Genomic DNA, 12,618 nt, shown 5'->3' on the forward strand with positions numbered 1-12,618 from the left:
GCGTCACGAGTTGAGTGGCTCTGTATCGCTTGAGGAATTATCTGATATTGATTCTCCAGGGAGTGTTCAATTGGTTGCATGCGGGACGTCATATCACGCTGCATTGTACGTAGCACGACTGTTCAGGGCGCGCGGTGTGCCTGCACAGGCACATCTCGCAAGTGAGTATGTTACAGCACCAGCTCCGTTCGATTCTGATTCACTCCTCATCGGGATCACACAGAGCGGGGAGACAGCGGATACGCTCAGTGCACTTCGGGAGGCACAGCGCCGGGGAGCCTCAACACTCGCAGTGACTAATGTTGTCGGAAGCACTGCTGCTCGCGAGTGTGATCATGTGGTGTACATCCGTGCTGGTCCAGAGATTGGCGTCGCCGCAACGAAGACGTTCTCATCACAACTCGCAACCGGGAATCTCCTCGTCGAAAGACTTTGTGCGAGCGGTACAAAGAGAACGTCGGAGTCAACGCGTGAGCTGATTCCGGCGCTTCGTGATCTCCCAAATCAACTGCAATCAGTTATCGATAATTCAACCGCAAAATCAGTCGTTGAGGAATATGTCGATTATGATGCGTACTTCTTCATTGGTCGTGGACTTCACCGACCTGTTGCACTAGAGGGGGCACTCAAATTCAAAGAAATCACATATGAACATGCTGAGGGATTTGCAGCCGGCGAACTCAAACATGGTCCACTTGCGCTTGTTACACAGCGGACACCGATATTCGCAGTTGTCACCGGCAATGGAGAGCGCGCTCAAAAGACAATCAGCAATATCAAAGAGGTCCAAGCACGCGATGCCCCGGTGGTTGCGGTTACTGACGAGCAATCGGAAGTCAGACGATACGCTAATTACACCCTTGAGATTCCACAGACCCATCCAAGGATAGCGCCAGTGCTCGCAAATACGCAACTGCAACTGGTTGCATATCACATGGCTGACCGAATGAATCGCTCAATCGATAAGCCACGAAATCTGGCAAAGAGTGTGACGGTTGAGTGAGATTGGATACAATAGTCAATATCAACAACGACGTTTATTCGAACAGGATATTATCGATATTGTTTTTTGTTTTGATGTCAGAAGCGATTGTTCCCTGATTGGATTAATGATACGGGAATTTCTTGCTGGGTGGATATACAAACGCTTGCAACAGTTCGATAAGTCGGTCGTTGGCTATCTGCCGGTCATGCCGGATTGTGACGGGGCGGTTGTCCGGTCCGTATGGATCAACTGTAAAAAACTCAATCCCTGGTTCAGGATATAGTGCCATTCCGTCGAGTTGTGTCGGTTGAGGTGAATCATACGATCATGAAAAGATACCCGAAGGTGCCGCGCTACGATCATCCGGTTGTCCCGTCGGACTTTTTTGATTCCGAGTCGCTCACACTTACTGAGAAAGTCGATGAAAACTCGTTCCGGTTTACACTGTATGATGAGCGCTACGCAGCACAGTACTCAGAGGCGGTCATTGAAGCCGCTACCGGAGATGGCAGCCTCGTTTTTGGAACGCGAAAGAAGATCCGCGGTAGTCATCGCGATGTCCTCGCCAATATCGATGGTGCACTTTATTATGCAGTACGGTGTCTCAATGAGAGTGTTAAGACGGCTCCTCTCCAACACCTACACGACACATTCGACGGACCACTGATCATCTATGCCGAGAATCGTGTATTCAACACTTGATTATGGGTTCGACACAAACGAACTTCCCGCGTTGGTGGGATTCGATATCCTCCCATACGCCAACGTTAATACAATGGTACCGTCAGGAAGTCCATACGAGGAGACATATGAGGGGTTTCTCGATCATGAGACAGATGGGCGATTTTTGAGCAACTTCGCGTTGATGAAGTTCCAATTGATGTGTCCTTTGTCCCAGCACCAATCCCCAAGCAGTCTGACGGCGACTTCGACCCAACGATGTACACGTTCCCCACCTCGTCGCTGGCAGATGACGTTCAACTTGAGGGAATAGTTATCCGAAGTCCAACTCGGGATCGTCGCGTAAAGCTCGTCAGGGAGGCGTTTCAAGAGTGTAATCGCGAGCAGTTTGGTCAGCGATCTGCAGACGCTGACTCCGGGGTGGCATACGTCGTCGCTACATACTGTACATCAGCCCGAATCCGAAAGCAGGTCCGGACGCTTGTTGTTGAGGAAGGACGTGAGTTTGTCTTCATCTCAATGAGGACCTCTACCAGCGTGTCGTTGAGGACATCTGGGCTGAGCATTGGCAGGAACTGATGACGCTTGATACGATAGATTGTTCACACCGGCAGACGTGTATCCGCTGGTCGCAAAGCGGTGTATTGCCGAACTCAGACAGATGCAGACAAATGCAGAATTAAACGACGCACAACCGACTGAAACTGCTGGTGATTGAGCTGCTGGAAAACACCCTCGAACGTCCGGATTTTGTGGGTCAGTAGCGTCTCTGTAATTAATGCCCGGACTGCTTCTGTCTGACCCTGTTTGAGAGTTCCCTGGTTTGACGCAGTGTACCGAAACCAGAACTTAATAAAGTCATCCCTCAACCGATACAGTCCATGACTGTCCAGGTCGAGTGACCAGCATTTCTCGTTCGACCACCGCGATTTGAGCGAGGTTTTGGAAGTACTGCAAGAGCACGCTTATGAAACACGAGATGTATTGACCGAGCTGGGAGTGATGACTGGTAATCATGTGTACGATAATATAATCGCAAACATAACTAACAAATACATTATGTTAATTGTGTCAGCTCGGTGGTAAGACCAGATGATAAACCCGAATCACTATTTCAATCCCGATACCGCATTTATTCATGCAAACAGTCATCCTCGCTGCCGGCAAGGGGACACGGATGCGACCGCTCACTGAGTCAACCGCAAAACCGATGCTTCCTGTTGCTGGTGAACCGATTGCAGCGCATACAGCACAAGCAGCAATCAGTGCCGGGGCATCACGTCTCATCTTTGTCATTGGGTACGAAGCAGAGTCGGTGAAAGAGTACTTTGGAGAATCATATCAGGACACTCCCGTCGCATATGCAACACAGACAGAACAACGCGGAACAGCAGATGCAGTTCGGGCTGCGAAAGCAGAACTGACTGGAGACCCATTTGTCGTCCTCAATGGCGACAATCTCTATGATATCTTCTCACTGGAGTCACTCTACGCATCTGCACCATCGATTGGGACCGTTCGTGTCGAGAATCCAAGCGCGTATGGGGTGCTTGAGATCACTGAGGATAATGAGAATGAATCGGATATGTCTAAGCGCGTGAGCGGTGTTGTTGAGAAGCCTGCTAATCCGCCGTCAAACCGAATTAACGCTGGTGCATACGCATTCCCTGAAACGGCACAGGGATGGCTTGACGTCGATCCAAGCGAGCGTGATGAATACGAGCTCACTGACACACTTCAACAAACCTGTGAGTCAGTTTCCGTCACTCCAGTGGATATCGACCGGTGGCTAGACGTTGGTCGTCCATGGGAATATCTCGAAGCAAACGAATGGAAGTTGAGCGAGTGTTGTCCCCGATTTGAGGGTGATGTCAGTCCAGATGCAGACCTCCGAGGAACTGTTGTTGTTGAATCTGGCGCAACAATTGAGCCGGGAGTCGTCATCGACGGTCCTGTCTACATTGCCAGTGGTGCAACAATTGGTCCGAATGCATACATCCGGGGGGCGACTGTGATTGGACCGACTGTCCACGTCGGTCATGCTGTTGAGATCAAAAATAGTGTCCTCCGTTCGGGGACATCTGTCGGGCATCTATCGTATGTTGGCGACAGTATTCTTGGATGTAATGTGAATTTCGGGGCTGGAACAACGATTGCAAATCTCCGTCATGATGATGCCGACATCAAACAGACGGTGAAGGATGAACGGATATCAACAGGAAGACGAAAGTTTGGTGTCGTCTGTGGGGACGGCGTCAAGACTGGGATTAATACGAGTCTGTCACCAGGTGTGACACTTAGTTGTGAAGCACGGACCGAGCCTGGTGAAACGATAACCCGCGATCGGTGACGCATCACATGTCGAGATTGTTTCTTGAGATGATGAGAGAGAAGTTGTACACAGAGGTCGTTAATTGTCGACAGTGTATCGCTCAGCCTGTTGATTAATTAATCAACTCACATTCGCGCAATGTTGAGAGAATGCTATACAACGAGAGCTTCTGCATATCAAGTGCCGATTGAAACTCTGAAAGCGTCGTCTCACCATTCGTTGATAAAAATATATTATAAGTCTCGCTCTGGGAGATGTCAGTCCTGAAGGCACTGACAGCGTTTCAACTGACGTTGTCGATCCAGTTTCTCAGACATTCTGATATTTCTCTCTGAATTTTTTGTAGTGGAAGTTATGAATAGATATCATTCGATATATACTGTGTAGATTTGTCGATTCATTCAGTGATATCAGTTGAGTGCCTCCACCGGTCAAACACGAACACTACTGCACTGATCAGCACTGCCGTGATGAGTACACGTACATCAGATGTCACATACAGACTTGGAGTCGGTGGACGGAACCAACTAAATGGATAAAGCCAGAATCCGGACCGACCATCAGCAAACACCCGCAGTCCGTCTACGATAAGTGAACTTACAGCACCAAAAAGCAAAAATGAGAAGATTCGTCGTCGTTGTCTCTCAAAAAACAGAGTAATGCCGCCGGCTATAAACAAAGTGCCACCAAGTGAACTGATCGGTTCATATTTGAATGGGACGCCAAGCAGTGCTTCAATTACACGATCTTCGAAAAGTATCCGAATTTTAATCAGATCTGGAATCGCAGCCCCTGCCATGCTGATCACAATCCATCGGTTAGTGAGCCAATTGAATTGCCAGCCTGCCACGGTCAAAATAACATATGGAACGAGTATATGAGTGAGAAGTACCGCCATCGTTACCTTAGTTTAAAACCCAATGTTTGGATATTCAAGCGCCAATACCGGAAAAACAATATCATAACGAGAACAGCAGCCACGACTGAAGCTACATACTTGTAGACCTTTGAGGATCCGGCTGGGTTTACCACTCGAACATTATCCGCCTGAATAAGATATTCGCCTTCGAATACACCATACACTTGGACAGTTCCGCCTGATTGTACGCTGTTTTGAGTGCTAAATCTGGTTATCTCAGCTGTAAATGGACCCTCATCAGTCTCGATACGTATCCTTGCAGCGTTTTGCTCTTCGCTCAGTTCTTCAACGATCCCGAAAACAAATACCTGTCTGTCAACATATTCTCCAGGGGATATCTTGAGATCGGTGCTGTCGGGATATGGATCATGGTTGTCCTCTTGAAGATCATAGTGAACTCCAAGTGAAACGACACCACCGATTAATATGAGCGGTATAATGATTCTAGCAATTGCTGTCCGGTTCATAACTTATCGAGTTTCATCTTGTCTATTATACACCTACTAATTATTATTTTATTTGAACGCTTTGAGTCCTCACAGTCACTCAATCTATCGAGTCATGCACGAAGCCGATGGAATATAATTCAGTCACAAATCGTCGTCATAAATAGTGATTTTCAACGCTCATATTATGATTAATGGCTGCATAACTTAGCTACATAGTGGTTAGATTTGCGGTTTTATTTGTGACGATATCAAGACACAGCTCGTCTGTCCAACCGCTAACGGAACGTTTAAACAAATATGCTTATCACATTATATTGGACGCTCGGTTGGTGTAGTCCGGCCAATCATGTTGGCCTTTCGAGCCGACGACAGGGGTTCGAATCCCCTACCGAGCACTCTTTTTTGAACCCTCTGCAGTTAGCACCAACACAACCGAAGACAGAAATAAAATCGAGATAGTCTAGGTCCATATCTTCAAATTATACTATCATTAGGTTTATATATCAGAATATGCCGTCACATTCGCCGTCAATCTAGCATAGACACACAAACAGAGATACGTGAGTCTAAGCGGAACAGGAAAGCACCTTCATTGTGAAAACGAGATATGCGCAATGGCGAATCACCAACTGAGACAGACTCAGAAGAACAACTTGAGAGTACAGATTCCAATCAAGCAGATGAGATGGCGGACCCACCGACAGGGTGGCGGATATGGAATAACGAACCAGGTGGTAAGCGAATCTTTGTATTTCGACCGGATATATTCTCTGAGCGGAATGACCTCCCAGCAATGTGTCTTCCAACGATTCATGTGACAAATGGATCACAAGCCAACCGACCAGGGGCATCGCAAATACAGACCGACAGTTGGCATGTGATTTTAACGCTTGAACCAGAGGTCGAAGCCATCACTGAATCACATGAGACACGTCAAGCAGCGCTCAGTGGTGCGTATAATATTGCTGAACAGTTCGTGCAAGGAGCAATTAATTATCGGGATTCATATCAGGTGCCACGTGAAGACTACTTCCAGACACTTGATACTGTAATTGAGGAAACTGAAGTTGAACCAATAGGATGATATCTTGATTGAATGATGAAACTTCCTCAGGATGACAACGATCGCTTTTCGATAATCGTCGTCTCTGTGAATTGATTGGGTAAGTTATCTACGCAAGCCACTCATCAGGTTTTGTGTCGTAATCGATATCAGCTGCGCGAATACGGTCTGTGAGGTCCTTATCAAGTTCACTACGAGTTACCTCATGTCCATCATACCGTAGCCGGACGCCTGTCTCTGTCGGCTCTGGTTCACGATTCCGTCGACGTGCTACTTCAACCTCATGTTCTTCATACGTCTTTGAGATTGTCATAAGATTGACTGGACGACCCCATAGGTCGTGAATACGTTCAAGAACTGCAGTAGCCTGCTGGATATCCAGCGCAATTCCGTTGTAGCGATGTCCCAATAGTAACTCGCCGCGGTTCTTGAAGTTATCATCAAAGACGGCAATCGTTGGTTTGCCAAAGTTTGTGAACTGTAAAAGCAACTTCTGTTTGACATCCTGATACTCCGTCGAGGCAACACGGTAGTCTTCGGTTGTCTGTGTATACTCGTATGTGAAGTAGTTGTTCTCGCTGACGAACTCCTGTGTGAGGAATTCATCGATAAATGTCACATCATTGTGACTCTCACGAACCTCACGCATACGATCCCATCCAGCGGTCTTATCTACATCATCGATTGCTTCTTCAACGGTCTCATATCGCTTGTCGTCGAAAAGATATCGCGCGTGTTCTTGCAGTTCTGACCGGCGGATTTGTTCAAGAAAGCCGCGATGTTGTGGCTGGACAAGCGAGAAGTGTCGCTCTGCAAGCCCCTCATACGTGAGCACCTTCCAAGGGTATTCATCGATGTCAACTGTCTCTGGGTTTGACAGCGCTCGGTCAAGCATTTCCCAATCAATTCGGGGATCATCATTTGGAAGTGATGTCAGTTGATCAAGGGTATCACTGCTGATTGCATCTACTCGCGGGTCAGGCTCTAATAGTGCACGAATGTGTGCAAAGTCAATTTCCGCGTGGAAATTCTGCCAAGTAATTCCTTCAACACGAAGCAATTTATCCGCGACTTCGCGACGATTTGCGGAGTTTTCAACATATTCCCAGAGTTCTTTACCAAGTTTATATGGATTCAATCCAGGCGAGCCAAGAACGCGTGATTGATGATCTGCGTATGTAATGAATTCATCAGTATCTGCAAAGCCTTCATCGCTCATCATCAGTGACTCGACAATACTCGCCCACCCTTCATTCATCACCTTCGTCATCTTCTGTGGCGCGAAATAATACGCCTCTCGACGAAGTGTGTCAAGAATATCGAGTTGCCACGACTCCATTGAAACAGCTTCGTCTTCCTCATCGTCGTATGTAGTTGCGTGATCGCGAAGAAATCCAACCACATCGGTTCGTGGGTGATCAATCGATGCAGAGGCAGCCTCTGATTCAGCAAGTTCATCAAGCCACTCCTGATTGAATACCTGCTGTTGGACGTCATCAGAGAGATCAAGTTGATCAAGTTGATCACGGAGATCTGTCGGTTGTGTTCGCTCAGTGTCAGGGTTGACATCAACAGGGCGATGTTGGTCTATTGTATCTTCTAGACACAAGACAGCATCAATAAATCGCTCAACGTCATCACGGTCGATATCAGGGTCATCAACGTAGCCTTGAATTGTTTCACCGTGACGTTCAAGCATCGCAGCAGCATCAAGCTCCTGATCGCCAGAGAATCGACTAAACCAGTTATTATTCTTGAAGAAGTCCGCATGTCCCTCAACATGGGTGATGACTGCTTTCTGATCAGCAAGGGAGTTTGACTCCTGAAGGAATGCATGGCTTGGATCATCGTTGTTGACAATTTCAAATGCCTTGCCCATCCCAAATTGGTCTTGTTTTTGTTGGCGGTCGTATGTCATGCCCCATCGCCAGTGTGGATACCGACGCTGGAACCCACCATACGCGATAAGTTGATTCATTTCATCATGACCGACAACCCAGTAGTTTACTGGATATGGATCAAGTCCAAGTTTCTCTGCAAGAGCAGCAGCTTCAGTTGCTGGTTCTTCAAGTCGGTCAGCCTCGGTCTGTGCGCGACGACGGAAACGGATTGGTCGACTACTCATTGATGTTCAACTCCTGTGTGGTATTGTCAGTTGTGATCGTCGTGATCGAATTGGCTGTATCGCTCAGAGGAATGTGATAATCGTTCATACTGATATGAATACTGTAGTGATCGCAGATATCGCTCGCATTACATGAATTAATAGCGATCATCGTGCTGGGATACTACTTTTCTGTACATTTCTCATTCGCGTTTGGACTCTCATATTCATCAGTTTAATTTCTCTCTGAATCGGTGCTCAAGATTGATTCAATTGCCCCAGTGACATCTTCGGGACCTGTTACTGAGACAACATCGACGTCGCTACTATCACCGAAGGCACGGTCGACTTCTTCAGCGTGTGTTGCGTTGATTGCTGTGCCACCTGGCTGTGTCTCGACGTATGCGTGTTGATTTGCCGGGATTGACTCCATGAGCGGCACTACATTCTGTGTGGTATCATTGGCTGCATTCTCAGAGTCACCTGCAGCGAACACATATCGGTTCCATTCCGACCATGGATATTCATCTTCAAGAATCTCCTTAGCGAGTTCATACGCACTTGAGATACGTGTACCGCCACCAGAGCGGATTCCAAAGAAGTCCTCGCGTTCAACCTCCCATGCCTCAGCATCATGAGCGATGTAAACAAACTCAGCGTTATCGTATGTTCCTGTCAAGTACCAGTCGAGCGGAGTGAACGTCCGCTCGACTAACTCACGCTTTGTTTCTCGCATTGACCCGGAGACATCCCGGATATTGACCACGACAACGTTCTTTTGTCGTGTCTCTTCTATCTCAGGCTGTCTATATCGTTCATCATCTTTCCGGAGTGGGATTTCCTTGAGTCCATTCTGGCGGATGCGCTGTCCAACTGGGGTGTGTTCAACATTTTCTTCAAGCTCTTCAAAATCTGCCCATCGTCCACGCTCACTATCAGGAATATCGTCCCATTCAGCCTCAATCCATGAGAATGATACAAGCACATTCTGCTCACGACACCATCGATACACCGACTCAGGCGTTTCATCAGCAACACGCATTGCTTCACGGACGAACGACTCATCGAAATCCATCGCCAGTTTTCGTTTGAGTCCCTGTTTGAATAGTCGCTCAAAATCAAGTGTGCTGTTCGGTCCCGTCCGAGTAACATCAGTGAAATCACCCTCAATCTCTTCAACGACTTCCTTGCCTTTTGGCTCAAGATCAAGTCCAAGTGCTTCATCGAGTTCAGTTGCGAACTCTTCGGGATCCATCTCATAGTAGCCGTGGTCATCACTACCATCACCAGGTTCGCCTTCTTCATCCCCCTCTTCATCACCATCGCCGTCTGCATCGCCAGGTTCTGGTTGACCAACTGGCTGACCAACATCGGGTGTATCACCCTGTCCCTGCCCAACCCCACCACGGTCAAGCTGGTCATATTCGAATTCTGGAAGATCAACAACTTTGATCGGAATTTCGATATTATCCGCATCAGAGTTGCTCAAATCGCCATATCGAATAAATGATTCAAGATCCTGTCGGCGGTCCTCACCAACTTCTCGAAATCGTTCAAGATCTTCTCTTAGTCCCATCGTTGACGTACCTCCCGCATTACAGCACGACTGGTAAGCTCTGCGGAGGCAGGCGTGTAGCCGCGCTCACAGAGTACATCGATTGTTCGGTCCTTGACTCGAGCAGTTTCAGTATTCGCTGGAGGATCCTCCCACTGTGCGGGATTAAAGTCCTCATACAGTCGCTTGACATCATCCCAGTCATATCGATCAAGCACTGCCCGAATAACAGGAATTTCAGAAAGGTCGACATTTCCAATCTGGAATCCTGCATCGCGATTCTCCCATGCATATCGATTCAATGCCGTGATTACCTTTTCACGACGGAATGATTCGACCGCACTCGTCGGTTTGGTGCCGGTATAATCGGATTCGTCAAATCGACCGAGTTGCTCGGTCTCAAAAAGTTTCATCAAGAGTGGGTCAGGATCTACCGGACCACGATCGGTTTCAACACTACCATCGTCATTCCATGCGTAGACGTGTTCAACGTATGATTCGACGGTCTCACGCTCAACAGAGTGCTCTGAAAGCACTGCCTCAAGCACATCAGTCTCTTGCTCAGCACGGACGTGGTCACGAACGGTTGAAATACGTTCTTCATATTCCGTTCGTTCACTTCGGGAAAATACCGGTGCTTCACGGAGTCCATCAACCATCGCGTCAAGAACGTCCGTAGGCATAATTACATCACCAACATTGAGTTCGGGATGGTGACGGTCGGTTGTTTCATGAAGAAGATCTGCAATGATATCCCGAGTATAGGTAACAGGAATGCCGTGTGATCCCTCGTCATCAGCGGTGAAGTCAAATTCATCAATTTTTGTTCGAGTGTCACCCTCCTGTAGATGACCAAACTCGTACAATAGTGCCTTGTCAACGAGGTCATAACCACGTGGGAGGTCATCAGGTTCGAGCCGCGTGACAACGCTGTATGTTGCTGCTCCCTCAACCGTGTGAGGTGCGAGCTCACGGTCAGTTATTTTGCCGGGACCACGACGTACCTCAAGTGTAAGCGGAGCGCGAATTCGCTCACGAAGGTCACTTTCATCAGTCGCATTCCAGACAGCTGTTTCATCAGTGAGTTCGCGTCGAATCAACTCAGTCTCAAGTGCAACGTTTGTGAGGTAGCGGAACTCATGTCGATCAAGCCGACGCTTGAGTGCCTTGAGTGGATCCTGACCATTCCGGTCTGCATATTTATCTAATTCAGCATCAAGATCAGGATTTGAGATGATCAGTAATTGCGTGTCAATATCCATCCCGATTCCCTTGTCGAGTTTGACATGCCCTTCATCTGGAACATTCAGGAGTTTTTGCAGTAAATCTGCATGCTGAGCAGCATCCTCAACAATTGTAAGCAGACCATTACCCTGCGAAAGCACACCATCATAGCTGAATGCTTGTGGATTCTTTCGACCACGGGAATCAAGTTCTTGGAGCATGCTTGGCATCCATGAGCCGACAAGTCGCTCCTTTGGCGACCCATCATCCTCAGAATGTAGCACGCCAACACCCTGTCCAACGTCAACAACGTAGTTTTTTATTCGAAGATGATCCGGGTCGGTGATAGCGGTGAATAAATCTTCAATACCATCACGGCGATAGGTCTCCTCAAGATACTCATATGCCTCTCTGGAGAATGGGTCAAGATCTTCACCAACAGCAATTGGGATGTGGTCTTCAGCGCGGTCATTGAGTTCCATGAGCAACTCTCGGCGAACTGATCGTGGGAATGTCGAAAGTGGATGCGCTTGGACAGGACTCTCATACCAGTCGTCGTCGCGCTCGGCGGTTGTTGTTTCATCGCCATACGAAAGTCCACGGGTATCGGATGCTGCGGCGACATTCCACTCAACAGTGTATCGGCGCCCTTCATCAGTTTTTGAATACGCTCGGAGCCCGTCTATCAGACAACGCTTTAATTCAGACTTTCCAGTCGCTGTTGGACCATCAAACCAGAGAATTTTCTCTGATTTGCCACGCTCAGCCGCGATTGTTCGAAGGTCATCAACAAACCGATTCAATACTTCCGTATTGCCTAAGACAGCATGTTCACCGTCGTTTGCTGGATCATCGAAAAATCGGTATCGTTCGCGGGTTTCTCCCTCTTCAAAGACCGTTCGAGTACCCATCGATTCAATTGCCTCAACAAGATATTTTGATGCATGTGAGGCAATCGAAGGGTGTTCGAAGGCGGCATCAACGTACTCGCCAAGCGTCATTGGCTTTTCATACGTGCCCTGAAGCCGGTCGTCAGCGTCGGTGATGTAGTTATTCATTCTCATCGGTTATCGGTTCTCGGTGAGTGAGTGACACTATGGTGGTTATCGGTATTGTAATTCGGTGTGAAAATATTGGAAAGTGAACAGACACTATGATTGAAAGCTGCGTCGATATTGTCGGAATCAGGTCGTGTGCCCGTTATGACGTTCCATGCTGCGTTGCTCCGTGAGTCCTGGCACATCGCAAAACCGTGATGTGTGTCTATCGTAGAGGCAAATAAAGGCACAAGGACATTTGAGAACGA

General features: G+C 47.9%; 9 protein-coding genes, 1 tRNA gene and 1 pseudogene. 5 read left to right on the forward strand and 6 right to left on the reverse strand.

Annotated elements, in window-relative coordinates; all coding sequences use genetic code 11:
* A partial coding sequence (locus J07HQW2_RS06910) for an SIS domain-containing protein (protein WP_021054708.1) occupies positions 1–1,003 on the forward strand: 1,003 nt, incomplete at its 5' end.
* Between the two features lie 103 nt (positions 1,004–1,106).
* On the opposite strand, the gene J07HQW2_RS18065 is transcribed toward J07HQW2_RS06910, so the two are convergent.
* Positions 1,107–1,274, reverse strand: a complete 168-nt coding sequence (locus tag J07HQW2_RS18065; protein ID WP_021052538.1) for a hypothetical protein — start codon at positions 1,272–1,274, stop codon at positions 1,107–1,109.
* A 38-nt stretch (positions 1,275–1,312) separates the two neighbouring features.
* Between J07HQW2_RS18065 and J07HQW2_RS19955 the strand changes: the two are divergent.
* Positions 1,313–2,384: pseudogene (locus J07HQW2_RS19955) on the forward strand (hypothetical protein).
* Between the two features lie 420 nt (positions 2,385–2,804).
* Positions 2,805–4,016 (forward strand): bifunctional sugar-1-phosphate nucleotidylyltransferase/acetyltransferase, encoded by a 1,212-nt coding sequence (gene glmU / locus J07HQW2_RS06920; RefSeq protein ID WP_021054711.1) that lies wholly within the window; start codon positions 2,805–2,807, stop codon positions 4,014–4,016.
* Between the two features lie 379 nt (positions 4,017–4,395).
* On the opposite strand, the gene J07HQW2_RS06925 is transcribed toward glmU, so the two are convergent.
* Together J07HQW2_RS06925 and J07HQW2_RS06930 are read right to left on the reverse strand one after the other, a co-directional pair.
* Complete coding sequence (locus J07HQW2_RS06925; RefSeq protein ID WP_021054712.1) at positions 4,396–4,896, reverse strand: hypothetical protein; 501 nt, start codon at positions 4,894–4,896, stop codon at positions 4,396–4,398.
* A 2-nt stretch (positions 4,897–4,898) separates the two neighbouring features.
* Complete coding sequence (locus tag J07HQW2_RS06930; protein ID WP_021054713.1) at positions 4,899–5,384, reverse strand: OB-like fold-containing membrane protein; 486 nt, start codon at positions 5,382–5,384, stop codon at positions 4,899–4,901.
* Positions 5,385–5,686: 302 nt separating this feature from the next.
* Between J07HQW2_RS06930 and J07HQW2_RS06935 the strand changes: the two genes are divergently transcribed.
* A tRNA-Glu gene (locus tag J07HQW2_RS06935) sits at positions 5,687–5,761 on the forward strand.
* Positions 5,762–6,051: 290 nt separating this feature from the next.
* Positions 6,052–6,450, forward strand: coding sequence for a DUF5820 family protein (locus tag J07HQW2_RS06940; protein ID WP_048075534.1), 399 nt, complete (start codon positions 6,052–6,054; stop codon positions 6,448–6,450).
* A gap of 88 nt (positions 6,451–6,538) precedes the next feature.
* Here the strand turns inward: J07HQW2_RS06940 and J07HQW2_RS06945 are convergent, their stop codons facing one another.
* The 3 genes from J07HQW2_RS06945 to J07HQW2_RS06955 form a co-directional block, all read right to left on the reverse strand.
* On the reverse strand, positions 6,539–8,554 hold the full coding sequence (locus J07HQW2_RS06945; RefSeq protein WP_021054715.1) for a SpoVR family protein: 2,016 nt from the start codon (positions 8,552–8,554) through the stop codon (positions 6,539–6,541).
* Positions 8,555–8,768: 214 nt separating this feature from the next.
* The gene (locus J07HQW2_RS06950) at positions 8,769–10,109 is read right to left on the reverse strand and encodes a YeaH/YhbH family protein (RefSeq protein ID WP_021054716.1); all 1,341 of its coding nucleotides are present in this window, start codon (positions 10,107–10,109) and stop codon (positions 8,769–8,771) included.
* The gene (locus J07HQW2_RS06955; RefSeq protein ID WP_021054717.1) at positions 10,100–12,376 is read right to left on the reverse strand and encodes a PrkA family serine protein kinase; all 2,277 of its coding nucleotides are present in this window, start codon (positions 12,374–12,376) and stop codon (positions 10,100–10,102) included. Before J07HQW2_RS06955 ends, J07HQW2_RS06950 begins: the two co-directional genes overlap by 10 nt.
* Positions 12,377–12,618: the final 242 nt, after the last annotated feature.

The sequence above is a fragment of the Haloquadratum walsbyi J07HQW2 genome, assembly GCF_000415985.1.
GTDB classification, from domain to species: Archaea; Halobacteriota; Halobacteria; order Halobacteriales; family Haloferacaceae; genus Haloquadratum; species Haloquadratum walsbyi_B.

Bases quoted from the DNA above. Each gene is read 5' to 3' on its own strand.
- J07HQW2_RS18065 (WP_021052538.1), bottom strand. From the start codon at position 1,274: ATGGCACTATATCCTGAACCAGGGATTGAGTTTTTTACAGTTGATCCA.
- glmU (WP_021054711.1), top strand. From the start codon at position 2,805: ATGCAAACAGTCATCCTCGCTGCCGGCAAGGGGACACGGATGCGACCG.
- J07HQW2_RS06925 (WP_021054712.1), bottom strand. From the start codon at position 4,896: ATGGCGGTACTTCTCACTCATATACTCGTTCCATATGTTATTTTGACC.
- J07HQW2_RS06930 (WP_021054713.1), bottom strand. From the start codon at position 5,384: ATGAACCGGACAGCAATTGCTAGAATCATTATACCGCTCATATTAATC.
- J07HQW2_RS06940 (WP_048075534.1), top strand. From the start codon at position 6,052: ATGGCGGACCCACCGACAGGGTGGCGGATATGGAATAACGAACCAGGT.
- J07HQW2_RS06945 (WP_021054715.1), bottom strand. From the start codon at position 8,554: ATGAGTAGTCGACCAATCCGTTTCCGTCGTCGCGCACAGACCGAGGCT.
- J07HQW2_RS06950 (WP_021054716.1), bottom strand. From the start codon at position 10,109: ATGGGACTAAGAGAAGATCTTGAACGATTTCGAGAAGTTGGTGAGGAC.
- J07HQW2_RS06955 (WP_021054717.1), bottom strand. From the start codon at position 12,376: ATGAGAATGAATAACTACATCACCGACGCTGACGACCGGCTTCAGGGC.